Annotated in this window: 22 protein-coding genes; 17 read left to right on the forward strand and 5 right to left on the reverse strand. The window is 49.9% G+C overall.

Going from position 1 to position 22,370, the window contains the following annotated elements; genetic code table 11:
* Positions 1-11: 11 nt before the first annotated feature.
* The 8 genes from secF (at position 12) to GT019_RS14165 (ending at position 8,034) form a co-directional block, all read left to right on the forward strand.
* Entirely contained in the window at positions 12-2,153 is a 2,142-nt protein-coding gene (secF, locus tag GT019_RS14125; RefSeq protein ID WP_161743819.1) for a protein translocase subunit SecF, read from the forward strand.
* Between the two features lie 490 nt (positions 2,154-2,643).
* Complete coding sequence (locus tag GT019_RS14130; RefSeq protein WP_161743820.1) at positions 2,644-3,183, forward strand: NAD(P)H-dependent oxidoreductase; 540 nt, start codon at positions 2,644-2,646, stop codon at positions 3,181-3,183.
* Positions 3,183-3,815 carry a DsbA family oxidoreductase gene (locus GT019_RS14135; protein ID WP_161743821.1) on the forward strand — a complete coding sequence of 211 codons (633 nt, stop codon included), beginning with the start codon at positions 3,183-3,185 and terminating at the stop codon, positions 3,813-3,815. Before GT019_RS14130 ends, GT019_RS14135 begins: the two co-directional genes overlap by 1 nt.
* A 118-nt stretch (positions 3,816-3,933) precedes the next feature.
* Positions 3,934-4,596 (forward strand): NAD(P)H:quinone oxidoreductase, encoded by a 663-nt coding sequence (gene wrbA, locus GT019_RS14140; protein WP_161743822.1) that lies wholly within the window; start codon positions 3,934-3,936, stop codon positions 4,594-4,596.
* Between the two features lie 154 nt (positions 4,597-4,750).
* A complete protein-coding gene (locus GT019_RS14145; protein WP_161743823.1) occupies positions 4,751-5,053 on the forward strand; it encodes an EthD family reductase in 303 nt (100 codons plus the stop codon).
* A gap of 376 nt (positions 5,054-5,429) precedes the next feature.
* Positions 5,430-5,750, forward strand: coding sequence for a WGxxGxxG family protein (locus GT019_RS14150; protein WP_161743824.1), 321 nt, complete (start codon positions 5,430-5,432; stop codon positions 5,748-5,750).
* Between the two features lie 135 nt (positions 5,751-5,885).
* Positions 5,886-6,197 (forward strand): WGxxGxxG family protein, encoded by a 312-nt coding sequence (locus GT019_RS14155; protein WP_161743825.1) that lies wholly within the window; start codon positions 5,886-5,888, stop codon positions 6,195-6,197.
* Positions 6,198-6,783: 586 nt separating this feature from the next.
* Complete coding sequence (locus tag GT019_RS14165; protein WP_161743827.1) at positions 6,784-8,034, forward strand: MFS transporter; 1,251 nt, start codon at positions 6,784-6,786, stop codon at positions 8,032-8,034.
* Between the two features lie 121 nt (positions 8,035-8,155).
* On the opposite strand, the gene GT019_RS14170 is transcribed toward GT019_RS14165, so the two are convergent.
* The 4 genes from GT019_RS14170 to GT019_RS14185 form a co-directional block, all read right to left on the reverse strand.
* The gene (locus GT019_RS14170; protein WP_161743828.1) at positions 8,156-8,503 is read right to left on the reverse strand and encodes a putative quinol monooxygenase; all 348 of its coding nucleotides are present in this window, start codon (positions 8,501-8,503) and stop codon (positions 8,156-8,158) included.
* A 256-nt stretch (positions 8,504-8,759) separates the two neighbouring features.
* Entirely contained in the window at positions 8,760-9,845 is a 1,086-nt protein-coding gene (locus GT019_RS14175) for a GerAB/ArcD/ProY family transporter (protein WP_161743829.1), read from the reverse strand.
* A gap of 39 nt (positions 9,846-9,884) precedes the next feature.
* Positions 9,885-11,048, reverse strand: a complete 1,164-nt coding sequence (locus GT019_RS14180) for a Ger(x)C family spore germination protein (RefSeq protein ID WP_161743830.1) — start codon at positions 11,046-11,048, stop codon at positions 9,885-9,887.
* A complete protein-coding gene (locus tag GT019_RS14185; RefSeq protein ID WP_235947956.1) occupies positions 11,045-12,490 on the reverse strand; it encodes a spore germination protein in 1,446 nt (481 codons plus the stop codon). Before GT019_RS14185 ends, GT019_RS14180 begins: the two co-directional genes overlap by 4 nt.
* Before the next feature lie 355 nt (positions 12,491-12,845).
* Between GT019_RS14185 and GT019_RS32680 the strand changes: the two genes are divergently transcribed.
* The 8 genes from GT019_RS32680 to GT019_RS14230 all read left to right on the forward strand — a co-directional run bounded on the left by GT019_RS32680 (position 12,846) and on the right by GT019_RS14230 (position 17,836).
* The gene (locus GT019_RS32680) at positions 12,846-13,028 is read left to right on the forward strand and encodes a redoxin domain-containing protein (RefSeq protein ID WP_407945082.1); all 183 of its coding nucleotides are present in this window, start codon (positions 12,846-12,848) and stop codon (positions 13,026-13,028) included.
* A gap of 387 nt (positions 13,029-13,415) precedes the next feature.
* The gene (locus GT019_RS14200; protein ID WP_161743834.1) at positions 13,416-13,820 is read left to right on the forward strand and encodes a hypothetical protein; all 405 of its coding nucleotides are present in this window, start codon (positions 13,416-13,418) and stop codon (positions 13,818-13,820) included.
* A 260-nt stretch (positions 13,821-14,080) separates the two neighbouring features.
* On the forward strand, positions 14,081-14,950 hold the full coding sequence (locus tag GT019_RS14205) for a LysR family transcriptional regulator (protein WP_161743835.1): 870 nt from the start codon (positions 14,081-14,083) through the stop codon (positions 14,948-14,950).
* Between the two features lie 442 nt (positions 14,951-15,392).
* Entirely contained in the window at positions 15,393-16,235 is an 843-nt protein-coding gene (locus tag GT019_RS14210; protein ID WP_161743836.1) for an SDR family oxidoreductase, read from the forward strand.
* Between the two features lie 34 nt (positions 16,236-16,269).
* Positions 16,270-16,455, forward strand: coding sequence for a DsbA family protein (locus GT019_RS14215; protein ID WP_161743837.1), 186 nt, complete (start codon positions 16,270-16,272; stop codon positions 16,453-16,455).
* The gene (locus tag GT019_RS14220; RefSeq protein WP_161743838.1) at positions 16,425-16,724 is read left to right on the forward strand and encodes a DsbA family oxidoreductase; all 300 of its coding nucleotides are present in this window, start codon (positions 16,425-16,427) and stop codon (positions 16,722-16,724) included. The genes GT019_RS14215 and GT019_RS14220 overlap by 31 nt, the downstream gene beginning before the upstream one ends.
* A gap of 185 nt (positions 16,725-16,909) precedes the next feature.
* Positions 16,910-17,179, forward strand: coding sequence for a hypothetical protein (locus GT019_RS14225; RefSeq protein WP_161743839.1), 270 nt, complete (start codon positions 16,910-16,912; stop codon positions 17,177-17,179).
* Between the two features lie 453 nt (positions 17,180-17,632).
* Entirely contained in the window at positions 17,633-17,836 is a 204-nt protein-coding gene (locus GT019_RS14230; protein WP_161743840.1) for a hypothetical protein, read from the forward strand.
* A gap of 1,194 nt (positions 17,837-19,030) precedes the next feature.
* On the opposite strand, the gene GT019_RS14235 is transcribed toward GT019_RS14230, so the two are convergent.
* Positions 19,031-20,728 (reverse strand): metallophosphoesterase family protein, encoded by a 1,698-nt coding sequence (locus GT019_RS14235; protein ID WP_161743841.1) that lies wholly within the window; start codon positions 20,726-20,728, stop codon positions 19,031-19,033.
* A gap of 489 nt (positions 20,729-21,217) precedes the next feature.
* On the opposite strand from GT019_RS14235, the gene GT019_RS14240 reads away from it, so the two are divergent.
* Complete coding sequence (locus GT019_RS14240; RefSeq protein ID WP_161743842.1) at positions 21,218-22,207, forward strand: tRNA dihydrouridine synthase; 990 nt, start codon at positions 21,218-21,220, stop codon at positions 22,205-22,207.
* Positions 22,208-22,370: the final 163 nt, after the last annotated feature.

Raw genomic sequence — 22,370 nt, forward strand, 5'->3', positions numbered from 1 at the left:
GAGAATTCGAATTGTCCAAAATAATAAAAAGCTTGCTGCCGTTCGTGCTGACGGTTCTTTTCGTGCTGGCCTTGATGACATCGACGCTGCCGCGCATCGTCGGCAATTTGAAGCTGGGCCTCGATCTTCAGGGCGGCTTCGACATCCTCTATCAAGTGAAGCCAATCGATTCCGAACAGCAAGTGACGAAACCGCAGCTGCTCGCGACCGAGCGAATGATCGAAAAGCGCGTCAACATTACGAAAGTGTCCGAGCCGGAGCTGACGATCGAAGGCGCCGACCGGATTCGCGTCCGGATCGCCGGCGACGGCGACCAGACGAAGCTGCGGGAGCTGATCGGCCGGCCAGCCTTTCTCCGCATCGCGGACGAACAGGACCGCGTCGTGCTGGACGGCGGCGATTTGCTGCCGAACGGCGCGGATACGGGATACGATGCATTGAACCGGCCCGAGGTCATCGTCAAATTCAAGGACCCGGCGAAGCTTAAGCGGGTAACGCAGGACAATCTGGGCAAGACGCTTACGTTCATGATGGACGACAACGTCGTATCTGAAGCTGTCGTGCAGGCTGTCGTCAGAGACGGCGTCTCCGCCATAACAAGCGGCGATCAGGACGCCTCGACCGAGCTGAAGGACCTGTTGAACGCCGGCTCGCTTCCCGCCCGGCTCATCGAGCTGCAGGTCGATACGATTTCGCCGGGCCTCGGAGAGGAGGCGCTGCAACATACGCTGCTTGCGGGCGGGATCGCGGCCGCGGCGATTCTCGCCTTTATGGCTGCGGTCTATCGGCTTGCGGGGCTGGCAGCCAATCTGACAATCGCCTGCTTCGCCTACATCGGCCTGGTTGCGCTGGATTGGATGAACGCGTCGATGACGTTGTCCGGCATCGCCGGCTTCGTGCTGGCCATCGGCATGGCCGTCGATGCGAACATCATTACTTACGAGAAGATTCGAGAAGAACTGCGGGAAGGAAAAAGCCTGCGCTCCGCCTGCCGCGTCGGCGCGCGCGCTTCCATGGCCACGATTGTCGACGCACACGTGACGACGCTCATTGCGGCCCTCATATTAATGATGTTCGGCGACGGCTCCGTAAAAGGCTTTGCGGTCGTGCTGACGATGACCATCGTCGTCAGCCTGCTCACCAATGTATATGGTTCGAGGCTGTTCCTGCGGCTGCTGCTAAGAGGAGACGTGTTCCGCAGTGCCGGCTGGTTCGGCGTGCGCATGGCCGGCAATGCCGATCAAACCGCGCGGCTTCCGAATCTCGTCAAACGCAGAAAGCGATATTTGAGCTTCTCCGCGCTCATTCTCGTATTGGGATTAGCGGCGATATTGGTCAGAGGGCTGGAGCTCGGAGTGGATTTCAAGTCGGGGACAAGGCTGGAGCTGGCGATCGGAGTACCGTTTGAAGCCGCGGACGTCACGACGGCAATTCGCGAAGTCGTACCGTCCGTCGACATGAGGCCCGTCATCAAGTCGGGCCATGGCAGCATTTCTTCGGCCGTGACGACGTTCGGCAGCACTTTGTCTCCCTCCCAGCTGGACTCGATCGAGGACAAGCTGCGGCAGCTTTACGGAAAACAGGTGACCGGACAGGAATCGACGGTCGATCCCGTCATTGCCGGCGAAACGGTGAAGAAGGCCGGGTACGCCGTTCTGATGGCCGCCGGTGCAATCGTGCTGTATACGGCACTTCGATTTCATTATTTATACGGCATCGGATGCATCGTCGCGCTCGCGCATGATATTTTCATTCCGATCGCGCTATTCTCCGTATTCGGGCTGGAGATCGATCTGACCTTCATCGCGGCGATATTGACGATTATCGGCTATTCGCTCAACGATACGATCGTTATTTTCGACCGGATCCGCAGCAAGATGCGAAAGGAACGGCCTACGACCACGGAGCAGCTGGAACAGCTCGTAAACGCAAGTTTGCGGCAGACGCTGCGGCGTTCCGTCTTCACGGTGCTTACGGTCTTCATCGCCGCTTTGGCCTTGTTCGTCATGGGCGGGGAGGGCATTAGGTTATTCTCGCTCGCCCTGCTGTTCGGTCTTGCGTGCGGGACGTATTCCTCGATCTTCATCGCCGCGCAAATATGGATGATGCTGTACAAGCGCATCCGTTTAAGGTCGCAAGCAAGCCGTAAATAACGCGTCTTCGTCTGCCAGGCGAAGCGGTCTTCCGGGCGGCAAATTGTCCGGGACCGCCCGCTTCGTTTGGTTAGCCGAGCGTTAAACCAATGATGATTTTACTAGCTAAACAAATCTTTGCATGATAAAGATCATTGACTTCCTATCTACTAAAAGGTAGAATTCGTACATGAACAATAACACATTCACGGCAGAGCCGATTTTAGATATCGCGCAAGAGCAAGTGCACGCGTCGGTCTCAAAGGGTTCGACTTGATCGCCGAAGACATCTATCGGATATAACGTATCAGAATGGAAGTTTTACTAACTGCTCAATCTACCTTTTAGTAGATAGTTTGGTCCATTAAATGGTGAATCTGAATTGGAGGTGAACAGAACTTGTACGAAATGCCGAACGGCCCTCTGACGCAATAGCAGGAACGTATCTTCATGCTCAACGGGCATGATTCCAAAATAACTAACCAAATTTATGAAATGGGAGCGAATAATAATGAAAATACTCGTCATCGTAGCACACCCGAACTTGGAATCGTCCAACTGGAACAAAGCTTGGGTCGAAGAATTGAAGAAGAACGGCGACATTACGATTCATGAGCTGTACAAGGAATATCCAAGCCGGAACATCGACGTTCGGCGCGAGCAGGAGCTCGTCGAAGCGCATGACCGTATTATTTTCCAATATCCGCTGTACTGGTACAACATGCCGCCGCTGCTCAAACAATGGTTCGATGACGTGCTGCTTTACAACTGGGCTTACGGTCCCGAAGCAAAGGCGACGACGGGCAAGGAAATCGGCGTTGCCATCTCGACTTATGGTACGGCTGAATCTTATCAGCCTTCGGGATCCAACCGCTTGACGCTGGAACAAATTTTGGCGCCGATTCAAGCAAGCGCCCGTTTCATCAGTGCCGTATACCTGCCGCATTTCAGTGTGAATGATACCTCGGACGCGACGCCAGAGCGTTTAGCCCAAAGCAGCCAAGCTTACGCGGAGCACATCTTGTCGGTTAAACCCGCGACGGAGGCCTAATGGAAAACGTAACGATCGACGTTTATATGGATACGGTATGCCCCTGGTGCCGTATGGGCGATGCAAGCCTGAGAACAGCGCTGAAAGAGCTGCCGGAAGGCGCGAACGCTAAAGTTCGCTATCATGCGTATCAGTTGAATCCCGGCATTAGCAAGGAAGGCGAGGACTATCGGAAGGTCATGATCGGCCGTTTGGGCGGAGAAGTGCAATTCGAAGCAAGAATGAAGCAATATAATCAAACCGGTGCGCGCTTCGGCCTGAATTACAATATGGAGCTGGTGAAATATACGCCAAATTCAGTGTTGTCGCATCAACTGATCGCAATTACGCCGGAGCATCTGCAATCGCAATTGCTTGAGCGTTTATATACGGCTTATTTTGAAGAAGGCGTAAATATCGGCGATGTGGACGAACTTGTTAAAATCGCGCAAGGGAGCGGGATCACGAACGATCCGGCTGCGCTCAAGGCACGGCTTCTCCAAGGGGAAGGACTCGAGAAAGTGGAAGAAGGACAGCGCGACGCGCAGAAGCTTGGCATCAGAGGCGTACCATACTATGTCATCAACGATAAGCATGCGCTAACCGGCTTGCAGTCGCCGGCTGATCTAATCAGCGCATTTAAGCGGCAGTAAGCCGCCAACGGAAGATTCGTTCATCACGGTGCCGGCTAGGCCGCAGCATCCTACAGTTGCAATGCGTGCCGACATACTTGATTTCATCATACACGTAAAAGTTTGGAGCGATTAAACGATGGGAATTTTGAATTGGTTTAAAAAGGAGAATTCGACAGTGACAACAACGAAAGTGAAATTGGCCGTCATTTACTATAGCTCTAACGGAACGAACTATCAATTAGCCCAATGGGCAGCGGAGGGCGCCCGCGAAGCCGGAGCCGATGTGAAAATCTTGAAAGTCCCCGAAACGGCGCCTCAATCCGTGGTGGACGGTCAACCGTCCTGGAAAGCGCATCTCGAGGCAACGAAGAACGTACCGACAGCGATGATAGAGGATTTGGAGTGGGCGGATGCCATTATCTTCAGCATGCCGACTCGGTTCGGCAACTTGCCGGCGCAATTGAAGCAGTTCCTCGATACGACCGGCGGTCTGTGGGCGCAAGGTAAAACCGTAAATAAAGTCGTGAGCGCCATGACATCCGCTACCAATCCGAATGCGGGTCAAGAGCAGACGATCCTGCAGCTGTACACGTCCATGTATCATTGGGGCGCCATCATCGCCGCGCCCGGTTTCACGGATCAGTCGGTCTTCACGGCCGGAGGCAATCCGTACGGCACAAGCGTAACCGTCGGTCAAGACGGCAAGATTAAAGAAGATGCACGCGGCGCGGCAGCGCATCAGGCCAAACGAACCGTATCGATTGCAAAAGCGTTGAAAATCGGTTTTGAACAACAATAAAAAGCGGAAGGCGGCTGCACAGCAAGCAAACGCTGAAAGTTAATCCTAACCTAGTAATAGCGCAACTAGCCGCCGAACGGGCTGCTGCAGCCCGTTCGGCATACACGTCAGTCCGAGCTGTACAAAAAACCGATAAAGGAGACCAACCAAACCAATGGCAAAAATGATCGTGCTTTATGAACAGCCGAAAAACCTGGAAGCGTTCGAGAATTATTACTTTGATGTTCATATCCCATTAGTGCAACAAATTCCCGGCGTACAAAGCGTTTCCATTCATCGTGTAAAGCAATCGCTGTACACCGATAGGGAATTATATTTGGTCGTTGAAATTGCATTTGAGCACTTGGAGGCTTTGAATCAGGGGATGGCGACAGCCGAAGGCGAAGCCGTACAAAACGACCCCCAAAATTTCATTGCGTTTTTGCATAGCCCGCCAGCTATCTATATCGTGGAATAACAATTTCACGACATTGTCAGCATGAATCCCTCCCTGGGCTTCACCCTGGAGGAGCGTGAGCGCCAGCGCGTCGATCGCTCATCGGATGACCTAAGCTGGGAGGAGGAGCACGCTACGGGTGACGCGACCTTCGCTCGGTGGCCGCGCGGGCGAGCGACGAGAGGCGAGTATGTCAAATGATAAGAAATATAATCCAAATGAAGTCCGTGAAAAGCACGGGCTTTTTTTGTTATGGGAATACGACGCCGATGAGGAGAACGATTGTTCGGACATACCGGTATTTGTATAACAGAAAATAACGAAGAAACGCATACTTCGGTATCTTAGTGGGGAAACCAAAATTGATTTACAATATCAGCTGAGGAGTTGACATTCCATGAGGAAAATGAAATATCTCTTGACGTTTTCGCTGCTGAGTTGCTTCACGCTCATGCTTGGCGCCGGAATTTTAAGCGCTGCGGGCTCAAATCATGCAAATAGCATGACCTCGCCTTCTACCCCAAGCAACCAGTCTTACGACAACCGTTCGATGAATAGCTACAACGCGACCTCAACTACAGGAGGGAACTATCGGGCGAATGCAGTTAACGATGACAATGATTTCGATTGGGGCTGGTTAGGTCTCTTGGGTCTGATCGGTTTAGCTGGCATGAGAAGTCGCTCACGTGATAACGATCGCGACCATGCACGTACCTAGATTTGATTTAACCGAAAGCCCTTGTGCGCAGGGGCTTTTTGTGTTTATGAGGCGAGCAAGCGAACGGAATAATCAAACACCACTATGGGAAAACCAACTAAGAAATTCAAACAACCCGTTGAGGAGTGAATTACCTTGAGACAGAAATTTCTTCTTACATTGTTGCTGGTAGGCTGCTTAACCTTAATGTTAAGCGCAGGCGTACTAAGCGCTCACGGAACAGTTGCGAACCAAAGTAACAACGGTGTCATGAACAACCAATCTTATAACAACCAGGCAATGAATACGAACAGCTACAATGCTACATCGACTGCCGATGGCAACTATCGCGCCAACGCTGTGAATGATGACAACGGAATGGATTGGGATTGGCTCGGCTGGTTGGGATTGCTGGGCCTGATTGGCTTGAGAGGTCGTAGTCATAATCGCGAACCAGAACGTAGATAATTCAGAGACAAAGCAGCAAAGCAAAAGCCCCGGCGATTAATCGCCAGGGCTTTTAGCTTTCTCGCAGAAGGGAGGCCCGCCGTCCGGTTAACAGGCCATCTCCGTATGCAAACACAATCCTATTGAGCTCGGGAGGTTGACGCAACAGGATCTAGACGGAGCCAACTATTTTAAAACAGACATCCCCGCGAGATGATTACCAACAAAATAAACAGTACAAGTATAAATCCTATGGCGTTACCGCCGCCGAAGCCGCCGACACCTACGCCACCAACACCATATCCCATTGTGGTCAGCTCCTTTAATTTAGATACATCGCAGTATATGTCGATTAGGGTATCGTGTATGGGCTGTTGTCAGAAAGGGGCTAATGTCTACTAAGTACAAGGTCTTGTGTACAAAGAAGACCGACTCGCGTGTGGCCTTGATTCGAATCGCGGGCGCACCATAGCGTCAAAATGGGAGCACAAGGCGCAGCTCGGCACCGTGCGGAAGGGCATTTTTTGTAACCAAGCCTTCGCGTATTAAAGTTTATGAAGGACATACTAAGCGCAACATTTCAAGCAATCCTAAGAGGAGTATGCGTATGAAAAGAATGTTGCTGGTCGTTTTGTTGATGTCCTGCGGAGCGCCATATATCTCATCGTTGTTTCCCGTATACGCCGAGCACTTTAATATGAATAATTTAGAAATCACGATCTTATTTGCCATCTATGCTTTAGTGCTTTTGCCTTCGTTATTAATCACCGGCGCCAATGGCGATTATTGGGGCCAAAAGAAAGTGCTCAGATTCAGCATTCTGATTTCAATAGCATCAACCGTTTTTTTTATTCTAAGCGTCAATATTTGGATGTTATATTTCGCAAGGGTATTGGAAGGTATCGCTTACGGGGTTTTCACTGGAGTTGCAAGTGCTTATTTGCTCAAACAAACCGCATTGAATAAAACGGAATCGATGTTAAAAATATCGGGAGCGGCAACTAATTTAGGATTCGGCTTAGGACCTGCAATTTGCGGACTGACTATTCAATACCTGCATTTCGCGCCGCTTCGCATGCCTTTTTGGATCCTGCTCGGCATGTTGCTGTTTTCTTCGATATTGCTGGAGTTCCTGCCGAATGACGATAATCGCAGCGCGGAAAAGCGCAAAATTTCAATGGGCATTCCAAAAAATATGACAGGCCCATTCTGGTCGTTTATCGCGCTTCCGATTTTCGCTTTGTTTACTTTGGCAGGGGTAGCCCTTTCTCTAATTCCGTTATTTGTAAGAAATGTCATGCATTCCAGCAATCTATCTATATCAGGATTACTGATACTGCTGCTTCTAGGCGGAGGATCAATGCTGCAGTTCTTTCCATGGCCTGCTCATCCAGTTGTGCGAATGCGCATAAGTATCCTGGCGCTAATTATTGGATCATGGATCATCGGATATTCCGGGGAGATCTCTAATTTGCCTTTGCTTTGGGTCGGTATATTGCTTGAAGGGCTTGGATCAGGATGGACATTCCAAGCCGCTTTGCGATTTTCTGGTGAGCTTCCCAAGCCGGAGGAGTGCACCAGAGTCATAACTGCGTTCTATATCTGTGCATACGCCGGCTTCATTATTCCTCCGGTAACAGTGGGATTATTAACGTTAGTCTTTCAGCTCAATACATCTTTGATGATCATTAACGCGTTTGCTTCAATAATCATTATTTATGTGCTTGCGTATTCGGTTCGTTTTAATCGGTATTACGCAAGCGTCGTTTTGAAGGAAAATAGTTCTGGCAGAATTGTGGATGCCCCCAGCTTTGCATCCGTAAACAGGTCCGGCCATCGTAATCGAGAACGCGGTTGATTAGGAGCAGGGGGGGCATCCTTCTTTTGGCGCTGCCGTTTTCACTAAGCGAACGACAAAAATCCCTTACGGCTTCCGTAAGGGGATAATGTTTGATTTCGTTTTTCGAGTCTTCTGGCTATCAAGAAAAATGTTCAGCTGCAGTAATCTTCGTTCCCCATTCACCCGTCGGCGCGTAGAAACTAAGTTCTCTGCCCAATAAGAATTCTGCTGCCTTCGCATACGGCCCTTGGCGATAAGCTTTTGTTTCTTCTTCCGCCAGCCATTGCTCTTTAGAACAGTTCCAAATTTCATAAAATACGATTTCATCCGGATTGTCCACGTTTTCGTGAACAATGCCGTTTACAAAGGTCGGTTCTTTTGACATCGTGTCAAACAGCGGCTTGAGGTTATCAAAAAAGGCTTGTCTATCCGAGTTCGGCTTTAACTGAAAACGGGCTATAATCACAGTTTGTTCTTTTTGGTTCATGCTGATAACTCCTTTATGCTGCGTTTTTGTTTTAGGTTTCCCGGGAATATCTTAAATTATATCTGGGACTCACGGGATGTTCTGTATGCTAGATTACAATCCACATTTAGGAAGCGGGAGGCGGGAAGGGTCGTGTTTCCAGATTCTGCGGCAGTCGATGGACGCGCAGCCTCCGGTCAACGAGCCGGAGGAGCAGCTTTGTCAAAACGAAGCTTGCCGCCATCGACATTCCGCTTCCTGCGGCCCGGAAGGGCGCTTACGCTTGCACGGATTTTTTTCTCGCGGCCGACAGTATCCACAACAGAAGGGGAACCCCGATTCCGCAAAAGGGGATAATCGCGTCCTGCCATAATTTCTGAAACATGACGATCCACGTCTGATTCGGAACCATAATCGCCGAGATAAAGATGAGCGGCGCTCCGAACAAAATCATTTTTCGCCAATCCTTTACATTGAACCAGTTCGACATTTCGTAGCTGGTCAGGAACAAATAGAGCGACAGCTTCGCAAACACGCCGAAAATCCAAATGTAGATGACGAAAATATCGACGTTCTGGATAAAGTTTAAAATGCTGATGGACCGTACGATCATAAAATACGGAAACTTGAACCCGGCGGACAAATGGGATCCGAAAACGAGCAAAACCATAGAGGTTGCGGCGAACACGCCGACGATGGTTATAAATAGGCCGATCATCGATTTCGACATCGCCTTCTCCGGCTTGTTCATGAACGCAATGACCGATAGCAGCATGAAGGTCTCCCCGAAGAAGGAACCGGGAGCGACCGAAGCCTTCGCGACTTGCTTCCAGCCGATGTCGTTGAATACCGGCGTCAGCTGGCTCCAATCCACATTGCCCGCATTTAAAATGAAGGTGAAGAACATGGTGATGACGGTGACGGGGCCCGCGATCTCGCAAAACCGGCCGATGGATGTAATGCCGCCGGCAAAGGTAATATACGCCATCAACGCCACCATGAGCAGCTCGATCAGCCATACGGGCGTCTGGTCGAGCAGGATCAGGTGGATAAAATCGGCGAATGAGCGGAGCACGTCGATCGAAAGCATATACCATGCCGCAAAGTACGGCAGAACAATCGCTCTGCCGAACCCTTTCCCGAGCAGCTTCTGGCTGTACTTGACCAGGGTCTGACCGGGATGGAGCATGCTGACGCGAACGGCCAGGAAGGTCAAGACGATGCCGATCAATCCGGCGAGCAGCATCGACATCCAGGCGTCCTGCTCGGCAATCTCGATAGCGGGCGATATTCGGAGCCAGACCTCCATGACCAATTCGGCGGTCGCGATGATCCAGACGACTTGTATTCCAGTCAGCTTCATAAGTCGTTATCCCTCCAGTCCGGCCGGCAGCACAGGCTTTTAACCCGGCTTTTGAAATGATTTCATCAAGGATGAGCTGGACTGGCCCGGGTCCTTGCATTGAATGTCCACCTTCACGGTGATATGAAGCAGGGGAAAGGCTTCCTTCCACCCGGTCCTTAAAGTTTTCCACTGAACGGGTTGCTGCCGATGGAAACTTTCCCCGAACGCGAATATATCCGCCTTGTACCGCTTCTGTACCTTATTGACCATCTCGACGATGGACGTCTGGGTCGCCTCGCTGAGCGCCTTTTGAATCGTCATGAGATCCATCCGGTTCGTCGGATCAAGGTTGGAATTGTTTTCGACGATTGTCCCTTTCCCGGTTAAATGGACGTCGACGTTGATCTGCGAGCCTGAAGGTTTTACGTGAACCTTATGATTCAGCGTCTGGAGCTTCACGCTGACATTGCCGTCTCCCTTCTTGACGAGGGCTGTGATGGCCAATCGGTTCAGATTGCCGAGTATCCAGTTCGCATACAGCGCTTCTTTGGCATTCAGGAATCCGATAAGCTTCAGGTCGTCGTCCTTGTTTAAAATGGCGCCTCCCGCATACACGTACTTATGCATCTCATTCAAGCTGATGAGCGGCACCAGCGGCAGCTTCGTCTCGCTCATCGATTCCGCCAGAAAATTGCGGAAATAGTAAGGCTTCAAGCCCATCGACCTGATCTCCCGCGATAGCGTCGGCGTAATGATGGGGTCGAAGATCGGCGTAATGGTAAAGATGTCCTTCGCTTCGGCGTTTTTCACCACGAATATCGAGGAGCGCAGCTCCGCTTGCGGGTTGCGGATGAAAATGTCCATAAAGCTGCCGATGCCGTGCACGGCCATCCGGTGACCGATAATAATGGTCTGTCGGTGACCGAAGAAGAGCGCCCGCGAAACTTGCTTCTGTAGATTCTCAACCGCATCGTACACGTTCTTGCCGTTTGCCTTCATCATGCGGAAGCTGTCGGGCTTCTGGCTGCCGCCGCCGTCTTGCGAGCTCCCGATGCCCGAAGGAACGACGATCTGGGAGCTGAGCATGACCTCCCCTTGCTTCGTATAGTCGAGTCCGGACCCGAGGACGAAAGCCTGCTCGTCGGGTTCCTCGAGATTCCAACAGGCGGTTAGCGGCACGACCAGCAGCAGCGCCAGCAGGAGCTTGCCCGCCCTCCTCATGAAGACTCCGCCTCCGGACCGGACCTTTTGACAAGCTTGCGCGGCTTCCTCACCAGGATATCCTTAAGCCTGCGGGAAGCGAGCGGCGCCACCGGGCTGAAAAACGGGGTCCCGAAGGAGCTCAGATGAATCATATGAATCAGGATCGCAATGATCCCGACGGCCATCCCGAACAGGCCGAATAGGCCGGACAAAACGAGCAGCGGAAACCGGAGCATCCGCAGCGGATAGCCTGCGCGGTAGCGTGGAATAACGAAGGAGGCAATGCCGGCGGCCGCGACGACGATGACGATCGGCGCCGAGATGATGCCGGCGCGGACGGCCGCTTCGCCGATGACGAGCGCCCCGGCGACGGTGACGAGCGGGCCGATCTGCATCGGCAGGCGGATGCCCGCTTCGCGCAGCCCCTCGAACATGAGCTCCATCAACAGCACCTCGATGACGGTCGGGAACGGCGATTTCTCCCGCAGCATCGCGATCGTCGTCATCAGCTTGAGCGGCACCATTTCCTGATGATAATTGGTCAGCGCAATATACAAGGACGGAAAGAGCACCGAGAAGAGAATGAACATGAAGCGGATCCAGCGGCTGAAATCAACGAACAAGAACCGCTCGTAATAATCATCGGGCGCCTGCAGACCGCCCCAGAATGTGACCGGGGCGATAAGGACGAACGGAGAGCCGTTGGTGATAATGGCGACTTTACCCTCAAGCAATTCGGCCGCTACGACGTCGGGACGTTCCGTGTTGCCCATCTGCTGAAAGGGGGTGAAATGAAAGTCCTCAATCGACTCCTCGATGTATCCCGACTCGAGAATGCCCTCCAACTCGATTTTGCCGATCCGCTCGCGAACAGTCTTCAGAACGTCGGTAGAGACCTTGCCTTCAATATAAGTGATGACGATCTCCGTCTGCGACAGGCTGCCGATTTTATAAGATTCCATCTTTAGTTTTGGCGTCCCGAGTATGCGGCGAATCATGGTGGTATTCGTTCGAAGATTTTCGGTAAAGCTTTCCTTGGAGCCGCGGAGAGTGGCTTCTTCGGTCGGTTCCTCGATGCTGCGGGCTTCGAAACGCTGGATATCGGCGAGAAGCGCGTGCGGTTCCCCGTCGATCAGCAGGGCGAGGTGCCCCTTTAAGATCAACTCGGCAATAGCCGTCGTATCGGACAGCCTCATCGTCTCCAGGACGGGTAAGAGCTCCCGATTGAACATATGGGCAATGCTGTCCATCGCCCCCAAGCCTTTCGGCTGCCCATTATAAAGGAGCGGCTTGAGAACGTGCGACAATACGATATCCGTATCGACCATGCCGTCCGTGTAAATCATGAGCAGCTTGGGTTGGTCGTTAATTGCAATCTCACGAAATTTGACATCCGAACAATTCTGAAAAACATCCTTGAAAGCTTGTTCATTCGCTTTGAGGTCTGTGCCGATATTCATGATTGTTCTCATCTTTCATGAAGGGGTGTGTGAATCGAGACGCAAGTTATAGAGTACCTCAATACAGGAATTTTATACTTTATTTGGTTGCATTTGCGATTAAGCCTCCTTACAGCCCAGCTGCCGATTCCGTTGGGAGCTTCAACCTTTTGCGGAGCTATAAGTTTCAACCGGCGTGCGCGAAAGCGATCAGTCGGAATTGGAAGTTCAGGCGAACATTAACTCAAGCAATATGCACTCAGCGACCGTTTTTGAGAAATATTTACAGTATCTTCATGACAATGGTGCAGGCAAGGGACTAAACAACGGAGATGTGGCACCCGATTTCACATTGGAAGACGCAACTTGAAAGTGGATCACGTTATCGGAGGAATTGAAGAAAGGTCCTATCAATCTCATTTTCTACAGAGGAGAATGGTGTCCATTTTGTAATTTGCAATTAAAAGCCTATGAACGCATCAGGAGCGATATAAAGTCGGCAGGTGCTCAACTTATAGCTATCAGTCCGCAGACGCCAGATCATTCATTATCGCAATAAGAAAAGCAAGAACTGAGTTTTATGGTGGTAAGTGATCGCCAAAATAAAGTGGCTGAAAAGTATAACTTGAATTACGCACTTCCCGATTTCATGCATGGCATTTTGAGTCTGTTACTGGAAATAACTGGGTATGATTCGTTTGAACTGCCTGTCCCTGCAACTTATATCATCAATCAGAACGGCCGAATCATTGCTGGCTTCTCGGATATTAATCACAGAACAAGAATGGAACCGTCAGAAGCTTTGGAAATTGTCATGTCTCTATAGTTGAGAAGCACTAGCATCGTTTGCGATATTTTTGCTCATGATAAAGATACTTGTCCAAGCGAATGGTAAATCCATCCATAAAATAGAATAGCAATTTATTTAGGATGGAGTGAAATGTGAATGCCTATTTATAATCCGAACAATATGCAAGGTGCTCATCGCACAGATGTCATCATCTTATCAGAAGGAGATGCGCCAGCCGTATTAATGGAGTGGGGACATTATTTTGATACAGTGCCTAGTTTACTTTCAATTCAGGGCGGAGCGATAGTCAACAATATTTCCGAACATACCATTTCTGTTGCACTGCGGATTATGTTTAATAATATCGTTCTGGATTCTTATGTTGTTCGATTAACATCTGCAACTTATACCAGCGCGTTTTTTGGAACTTCATTGTTCAATGTTATCGAAGGGCATCATGTTTTTCGTATCCTTGCACAAATCACTGAGGGCGTCACAGGAGATACCGCTACCATTACAAATAGACAAGTAATATCGATCTCTGGCGTGGGAACCCTTTAGATACTGTTGAAAATAATCCTGCGTTGACTACACGATAGCTCAATCATGATACGACGGCAGCAGGTAGTTGAACGGCTGCCGTCATTGCGTTAACGGACTCAGTCCCAATTTCGTGATTGACCGAAAAATTCGGATTGAATAGCCTGAATATTCAGGGGAAACCTAAAGATCGTATATCTTAGGTTGACGATTCTAAATCACTTCTGCAGCTGAGCGCTCTGTGTAAATGGATATCATTGATAATTATGAGGGAGATGGATATGCGGATAGAATGGTTAGAATCCTTTCAAATCGTAGCAGACTCAAAGAGCTTAACGAAAGCCAGCGAGTCCTTACATATCAGTCAGCCTGCATTAAGCAAACAAATTCGGAGTTTGGAGGATGAATTAGGGGCGAAATTATTGATGCGTTCATCCAGTGGAGTGACGCTGACTCCATCTGGTCAGATTGTACTCGAAAGAAGCAGAAGAATAATTAGGGATATTAATCGGATCAGAAGGGAAGTTACGCTCAGTCAAGACGGAGGAAAGTTATGTTTAATTCTTGGTTCTTGGCCGAGCCTCGCGGCGTTATACTTTCCAAAATTAATAGCAAGTAAACAGTCGAATATGAAGTTAGAAATAAAAGTTAGAACCTTCTATTATTTTAACGACATCATGACAAATTTGGAAAACGGCACTCTAGATGGTGCCCTTTTTGATGATTGCGGCATGAAACATCCGTACTACAGCACGCCCGCTTTTACGGAGGAGTTCTTTTTGTTTACGAGTACTCAACATCCGTTGTATGGAAATAAAAAGGAAGTATTCTTTGAGGAGATCAAGAATGAAACCTTTGTGATGGTACCTGAAGGATACGATATCCGGATGTTGGTTGAAAAAGAATTCGCTATTAGAGGGGTAAAGCTGAATATTGCGTTGGAAATTGAGTTGGGACAAGGAATTCTTGGTTTTATCGAAGCCAGCTTGGGGATCGCCATCCTGCCAGCAATCTTCCTCAACCACATCAATGAAACGATTAACGCGATTCGCATTCCCGACTTTATCGTGAAACGTCGGATCGCCATCATTACGCGAGAAAAAGCCATGGGCACGCTGTTAGGTGACTTCATAAGCCCCTCGAATACATAAACTTGTGAGATGTCAGATGTTGCTTGAAGGGCTTGGATCAGGATGGACATTCCAAGCTGCTTAGCGATTTTCTGGTATAAACTTGACAGGTGAAACCATCATTCCTTCCTCCATGTTAGCATCGTTCTACCGGCATATTGGAAACTTCCTGCCTTCGGGAATCCCTGGTTTTATGCAACTCCTATACATTGGACATGGGATATGGAACTTCGTACTGAATTTGCTGCTAATTTCGCTTGTCAGTCGGGGAAATACAGTATTCAGGATATATATCGAGAAGAATGCATCTTCTCCAGCGACTATTGAAGTCAGGCCGGCTACTGAACATTAGCTTAATACGTTGTATCAATTGTTCAACTAATTTATCGCGGCATGAGGATTATCAATAACCGATTTCGGAATTTAATACCATGTAAGGCGAAAGCCGAGAGGAGTGTTCATAATGGATTTCCCAGCTCAGCAACAAAGTAAACCTGGCATTGAATCATTCATGACGCCAAGACCTGTATTTGATAACCCTAAATACAAAGCATCCGGTAAACTGATGAATAAGGTGGCGCTTATTACTGGTGGGGATAGCGGAATCGGGAGAGCAATCGCTGTTGCGTTCGCGAAAGAGGGAGCAGACATTGCAATCTCATACCTGGATGAACATAGCGATGCTGAAGAGACAAAGGAATACGTCAATAAGCACGGTCGTCGTTGCATTCTGATTCCAGGCGATATTGGATATGCGCAGCCCCGACAAGAAGCTGTCATGCAAACGGTTGAGGAATTCGGTCGAATAGACATTCTCGTGAATAATGCCGGCGTCATGCACGTGAAGGACGATATTCTAGACGTGGATTCGAAGCAGAGAGCAGATACGTTCCACACCAATAGTTTTTCGCAGTTTATTCTGACGAGTGCTGCCCTGCCATACATGAAATCAGGAAGCTGCATCATAAATACAACCTCCATCGATGCCTATCAAGGAGCGAAAGATTCAGTTGACGTCGCGGCAGCTAATGGCGCCATTGTTTCGTTTACACGTTCACTGTCGCTACATCTCGCAGAGAAGGGAATTCGAGTGAATGGTGTAGCCCCAGGAACAATTTGGACGCCATTGATTCCATCTTACTTACCTGCTGAACAGATTCCCGCATTTGGAAACAATGTTCCTATGAAGCGAGCCGGTCAACCGTTTGAGGTGGCACCTGCTTACGTATTCTTGGCATCCGATGATGCATCTTACATGTCAGGGCAAATTCTGCACGTAAATGGCGGGGTAATTGTAAACAGTTAAAAATGCGCAAGTTGCTCAGAAGGAGAGCTATTCTATGAAGGTGGACATCATCAGTGATATCGCATGCCCGTGGTGCTACGTGGCGAAAACACGTTTTTGGCGGGCGTTGCGCGAGTTTCCCGGTGCGGAGCGGGTTGAGGTTGACTACGTTCCTTTTCAGCTCAATCCGATGATGCCGATGGCGGCAATGTGGCAGATCTGGAAACGCTGGTCGGATTAGCGGCCGCGGCCGGGATGGACACCCGTCGGGTGCGTACGGCACTCTCCGGGGACATCGGTACAGAGCAAGTGCAGGCCGCAATCAAGCAAGCTCAGGAACGCGGTATCTCCGCAATGCCAACCATGATGTTCAATGAACGATATGCAGTTCAAGGCGCACAGGAGGTTGGCACCTACCGAAAGATTCTCGAAAAAGCAGCCGCCGAAGACGCGCTGACGCTAATGATCGATCGCGCCCCCAACTGCAACGACGATAGCTGTAAACGATGACATTCGGCATGAACTCGCATAGTCGGGTTAAACCGCGGAACTAGACCGCAAAGGCATGCTGCGGTTGCCGGTGTTTGAAGATGCTGCTCCTGAAAGTGCCAATTCAAGGCACTTTTTTTACATACACAGAAACCTAATTGGAGCATAGTTTATTTTAGTCGGAAAACAAAAGGGAGGCTTATTTATTGAAAAAAAATGGTCAAAGTCCGAGTAATGAACCTACTATTAAGCCTGAATACGTCACTGAAAAACTTGACATTCTGGGCGGGGCGTTCTCCACTATTGGAGATTTCTTATCTACAATTGCAACCATACTCGCCTTGGATGAACTCATTATCGCTGATAAAGAAGCTCAACAAAATAGTGCGAACCAAGAAGAACGATTGATGAATATGCAAAAAGAAATCGATGATTTAAAACAAGAATTACGGAATCTCAAGAATGCAAGGCTTTAACGGGGAGCGTCCACTGCGGGCGCTCTTTTCGTATACATCAGCATCTGTGTTATTGATGAAACTCAAACCAGAAACCAATCGGATGAATAGACTGTTCTAACCATTCCGGAAGGTAACGCATATGGAGGCCTCTCGGCAGCGTCGATTAGTGCCCAGTCCGCCACCTGTAGAGTTGCATAAATTATTCCTGATGCATTTATACGGGAAAGGGCGAAGTGATATGAAACAGAACCGCAAACGGAGAGTTATGCCGCCTGTGAAGAAACGAACGACGGTCGACAATGACCGAGCTCGGCAACGGATCGATTCGAACTTCAATGAGCTCGAATGGCTGGACGAAAAGAGCCCCATGAATCAAAAGAGGCGCAAGCCCAAGCATTAATTTACCTCTTGCATGACGAACGTACATTCGGATTATAATAAGATCATACGTTCGCATTGGAGGGATTGCACATGACAATCGATCGGTATATCGGCCGCGTCGTGAACATCGTCTACATTGACAAAAAAGGCCGGATCACCCAGCGAAGAATTGAGATTAAGGCGGTGGTCGACGGGCATATCCGGGCGCACTGCTTCAAATCGAAAGGGCCAAGGGTGTTCGCCGTCGAGAATGTCCTGGCGTTTGAGTTGGTGAATCGACATGCAGGCGGATAGAGCGTGGCGATGCCGGGTGACAAAAACATTATTTCATTAAAGGCCGCAAAAACGCGGTCTTTTGCATTTATGGGATAAAGTTCATGTCAAAACCTCTTTAATTGAAGGATGCGTTGTTCAGTGGCGACGAGCTGTAGCGGTTATGTTAAGCAGGCGGACGTCGGCGAATCGAAAGCTTTATGCGCCCTCCAGATAATGTGTCTAGTAGCCCTTAAAGTGCAATGAACTGACGCCCCGAACTAAATGAGCATACATCCATAACACATCATTGAAGGGATCAAGTTTTGGATTTTGTATAATTTTCGGATCATATACATACGCATTCAAAAAAATCAGGATAAATGTTTCAAAATATAGCGGAAGCCCTACAAGTGATAAATAGAAAGCAAATGTATGGAAGCGATTCTCCGCATGATACAGCGAATATAGGACTTGAATGATGGTTGCCACGCCTAATAATAGATACCAGACGGTCGGATGACGACTAGAATTCTAAATGTACTATAAACTTAGTTTGTCATTGCTTATCTACCGAGCGAATCGAGTGAAGAGGCAACGAAGCTTGACAAAGATTTTGAAGACAAACTGTCCAAATCGCTCGGATTGCCTGATGAATCGTATAAAGCGACCAGCTATAACGCTGCGATCGAAGCAACGAAGAACGGCAAAAGCCGATATGGCAACGTTCGGACCCTTCTCTTATATTGTCGCGGTGGACCGTGCCAAGGCTCGATCCGAAGGAACTGGAGACTAATTTCTTCAAAGATATTCAATTTGCGGGCAAACATGATATTGCCGTGCTGGGGGTAGTGAAGGGCCAATACGATGCTGCGGGCCAACTGCGAACGATGTCGGGTGACAGAACATAGTAACTTTGTAAGCCGCATAAATTGGGCTTTTTTATTTTCACCTGTGAGTTAGTCAGATTGAAGAGAAACCCATGTCTTTTAACGAAGACATGGGTTTCTCTTCTGTTTCTACCCGCATTTCTTGTGAGGTCGAAGGAGGCTTAGACCTCCTTCGACCTCCGTTCTAAGTGGAGGGCAATGTTCTTCATGTTTTGTACAGCTGCTGACGTTAAGGATTTTTGCTAATGATTTTGCTACCTGCGCGTGGCTGCTGGGTCTGACCACTCCGTGAAAACACCACGCCCCACCCGGAAAGGGCGAGACGAGGTGTTGGAATTTCGGATTGTCAGTCTCTCGCAATCGGGTTCGCCACGGTCAGCTCCTGAATCTTCTCACCGGTCAGGACGTCGAAGTCGCGCACGATCATTCGGTCGTCGTACTTAGTGATGGTCATTACAGTAGGCGACTCTGGACGGTCAGTCATCGAGTCCTCATCCCACGGATTAATCGGGTTCGGACCGAATTCCATCGCCAGCGCGCCCGTATTGAAGGCCGCGTAGCCATCAGGGTCTCCGCCTTCCGTCACCGGGCGACCCGACCAGTCGCGCAGGTAAGGCGACCAGTGCGAGTGGCCGCTGATGTAGACGACGTTGGAGTACTGACCGATGATGTTCTCAAGCACCTGAACGCGGCTGCTGTTCTGGTAGAAGCTGCCGTAGGTCCCGGAGACCGACCACTCGAACGGGTAGTGGCCCATCACGATGACCTGCTTGCCCTGTGTCTTCCAGTACGCGAGGCGGTCCTTCAGGAACTGGACCTGCTCTTCGCTGACACCGCCTTCAGCGGCCGTAGTGCCGGCCTCAACGCCGAGCGCGATCAAGGGAATGCCGTCGATCACCTTCTCGTAGTAGGTGTTGTCGATCTTGGCACCCCACTGGTTCCCCCAAGCGATGAAATTGTCGACTTGCTGACCGAGGCTGAGCACGGAGCTGCGCGTGTCGTGGTTTCCGATCGCGGGGTAAACCGGTGGCATCTTGTGCTTGGCGAAAATGTCGCTCACCTCTTTGTACTCGGCGAGTTGCGCCTCCTGATCGTTCTCCTTCGGGCCGCTGATGATGTCGCCAGCGATGAGCGCGGCAGACGCTTTCGGGGCCTCGCGGTGCAGCAGATCGAGGGCGGCGTCGAGGTAGGGGAGACCCTCACCTTGGATGTCGCTGAACACTTGCACCGTTGTGCCCTTCGCATTCGGAGCCAACGGGGCAAGCGGCGTGCGTACAAGCACGTCGTCCAGTGCCCAATACAGCTCGGGCTTGTTGCTGGTATACTCGAAGCGGAACACGGCGGACTTCGCCCCGGCGGGAACATCCACCGGGATGACCTCCTGAGCGGAGAGCACGTCGCCGCCTTCGTTGTCGCTAATGCGCGCACCGGAATATCGTAGGATCTCCTGCGCCTCGCCTCCGTCGAACGTCACAGTGACCCGCGCGACTGCCTTGTGCGCCTGCTTATAGTGCGAAGAAAAGACGAGTTCGACAGCATCGCGGCCCTCGACGGGGACGCTCGGGCTGATCAGCGAGGTGGAGACGGAGTGCGCGTTGTCGATGACGGCGCCGTTCGCGGCAGCGATCCCGTTGTCAGCCACCGCGAGCGTGCCGCGCGCGCGGGAAAACTGATTGCGCTCGTCGAGGAAGCAACTGATGTCCAGCGGCTGATCGACGTCCGAATCACAGCCGACGTTCATCGGCTCGGCGGCGGCGAACCAGTCGTCACGCGGTGTGAACGTCCAGCCATGCCAAGAGGCGGTATCGCCGGCGGTATCGATGGTCCAGGCGGAGCTGGAGCTATCGAAGTCTCCACGCCAGATGGTCTGTTGCGCGGGCTGAGCGGCGTGGCCATGCCCAGTCGGGTGCGACGGCGGCATCGAATGCGAAGGCGGTGTCGGGGCAGTTGTCGTGGCGAGCGCTGCTCCGGGAGCGAGGAGCGCCATGGTTACGACGCCGGTGGCGGCAAGCAGGGATAACCCTTTTTTGCGGATGAGTGTCACAATTTTTCCTCCTAAATAAAATTTGAATCATCGAGAGCTCTGGATGTCATTTTTGGACCGTCCGAAAATGGATCAAGCTCTGCAGTAATTATAGAACCTCCAACATTAATTCCAGATCAATATAATGTTTTTAGTTAGTAAAATAATTACATATTTGAGTAATAAGATGTGACTCTTTGGTAGTATATTGATTGGAAACAAAAACATTGCGCCAGGTCATTCCAACTGAAGTACCACCAGCGATTTATTTTCCAATATGAGGTATTATTAGTGTTAAATTCAAATTTGTCTAATCGATTATGAAAAGAGGGATGCAACGCGAAGGAGACATACCCATCATGACGGTATTCAGTTTATAATAAACTTGTGTACTTTATGGAATGTCGATTGTTCACCTGTGATGGTGTTCGAACAATGTTCCACGGACAGCACGTATTTTACTATTCTAAGGACAACGATTGTTCTGGTAGGTATAGAGGGGTTTTAAGGATGAAAGAAAACTTTTGGCGCGATTTACCACGACCTTTTTTTGTACTAGCACCCATGGAAGATGTGACAGATGTTGTTTTTCGCCATGTGATAAGCGAGGCAGGCAGACCGGATGTGTATTTTACGGAGTTTGCGAATACGGAGAGTTATTGTCACCCAGAGGGGAACAAAAGCGTACGCGGGCGCTTGACTTTTACCCCAGATGAACAGCCCATTGTAGCACATATCTGGGGAGACAAGCCGGAATTTTTCCGTGAAATGAGCATCGGCATGGCGAAAGAAGGATTCAAAGGCATCGATATTAATATGGGGTGTCCAGTGGCGAATGTAGCAGAGAATGGAAAGGGCAGCGGCCTGATCTGCCGTCCTGAAATCGCAGCGGATATCATCCAAGCCGCCAAAGCCGGGGGACTGCCTGTCAGTGTAAAAACAAGGCTCGGTTTTAGCGACCTAGACGAATGGCGTGACTGGTTAACCCATATTTTGAAACAAGACATTGTTAATCTGTCCATTCATCTTCGGACAAGAGAGGAAATGAGCAAAGTAAACGCGCATTGGGAACTGATTCCGGAGATTAAGAAGCTTCGTGATGAGGTGGCGCCAGATACGCTTCTGACCATTAACGGGGATATCCCTGACCGTCAGACCGGCCAGCAGCTTGCTGAGCAATACGGTGTCGACGGTATTATGATCGGACGCGGTATTTTTCAAAATCCATATGCATTTGAGACAGAGCCGAAGGAGCACGGCAGTGCGGAATTGCTTGATCTGCTGCGGCTCCATCTGGATCTGCATGATCAATACTCAGCAGAGGAACCACGTTCGTTTAGTGCGCTTACCCGTTTCTTCAAAATCTATGTCCGTGGGTTTCGAGGGGCAAGCGAACTCAGAACCAGCTTGATGAACGCCAAATCAAAAAGTGAAGTCCATGTATTGCTGAATAAATTTGGAAGCAAGGAGCAGGATGGGGCTGAGGAACATGGAAATTAGATGGATAAGGGTCCACCAGACTGGATAGAGTAGGATATTTAAAATGTCGGGTGACAAGAACATAGTAATATTTAAAGCCGCATAAATGGTCATACCCCCGTCAAGTAGACAAATGAAAAAAGCTAAGCAGCCAACGCGCATCGATACTCAATCGGTGCGCGTT

The organism is Paenibacillus glycinis, from assembly GCF_009909185.1.
Classification (GTDB): Bacteria; Bacillota; Bacilli; order Paenibacillales; family Paenibacillaceae; genus Paenibacillus_Z; species Paenibacillus_Z glycinis.

Coding starts and splice junctions, on each gene's coding strand:
- GT019_RS14130 (WP_161743820.1), top strand. CDS start 2,644: ATGAAAATACTCGTCATCGTAGCACACCCGAACTTGGAATCGTCCAAC.
- GT019_RS14135 (WP_161743821.1), top strand. CDS start 3,183: ATGGAAAACGTAACGATCGACGTTTATATGGATACGGTATGCCCCTGG.
- wrbA (WP_161743822.1), top strand. CDS start 3,934: ATGGGAATTTTGAATTGGTTTAAAAAGGAGAATTCGACAGTGACAACA.
- GT019_RS14145 (WP_161743823.1), top strand. CDS start 4,751: ATGGCAAAAATGATCGTGCTTTATGAACAGCCGAAAAACCTGGAAGCG.
- GT019_RS14150 (WP_161743824.1), top strand. CDS start 5,430: ATGAGGAAAATGAAATATCTCTTGACGTTTTCGCTGCTGAGTTGCTTC.
- GT019_RS14165 (WP_161743827.1), top strand. CDS start 6,784: ATGAAAAGAATGTTGCTGGTCGTTTTGTTGATGTCCTGCGGAGCGCCA.
- GT019_RS14170 (WP_161743828.1), bottom strand. CDS start 8,503: ATGAACCAAAAAGAACAAACTGTGATTATAGCCCGTTTTCAGTTAAAG.
- GT019_RS14175 (WP_161743829.1), bottom strand. CDS start 9,845: ATGAAGCTGACTGGAATACAAGTCGTCTGGATCATCGCGACCGCCGAA.
- GT019_RS14180 (WP_161743830.1), bottom strand. CDS start 11,048: ATGAGGAGGGCGGGCAAGCTCCTGCTGGCGCTGCTGCTGGTCGTGCCG.
- GT019_RS14185 (WP_235947956.1), bottom strand. CDS start 12,490: ATGAATATCGGCACAGACCTCAAAGCGAATGAACAAGCTTTCAAGGAT.
- GT019_RS14200 (WP_161743834.1), top strand. CDS start 13,416: ATGCCTATTTATAATCCGAACAATATGCAAGGTGCTCATCGCACAGAT.
- GT019_RS14205 (WP_161743835.1), top strand. CDS start 14,081: ATGCGGATAGAATGGTTAGAATCCTTTCAAATCGTAGCAGACTCAAAG.
- GT019_RS14210 (WP_161743836.1), top strand. CDS start 15,393: ATGGATTTCCCAGCTCAGCAACAAAGTAAACCTGGCATTGAATCATTC.
- GT019_RS14215 (WP_161743837.1), top strand. CDS start 16,270: ATGAAGGTGGACATCATCAGTGATATCGCATGCCCGTGGTGCTACGTG.
- GT019_RS14230 (WP_161743840.1), top strand. CDS start 17,633: ATGACAATCGATCGGTATATCGGCCGCGTCGTGAACATCGTCTACATT.
- GT019_RS14240 (WP_161743842.1), top strand. CDS start 21,218: ATGAAAGAAAACTTTTGGCGCGATTTACCACGACCTTTTTTTGTACTA.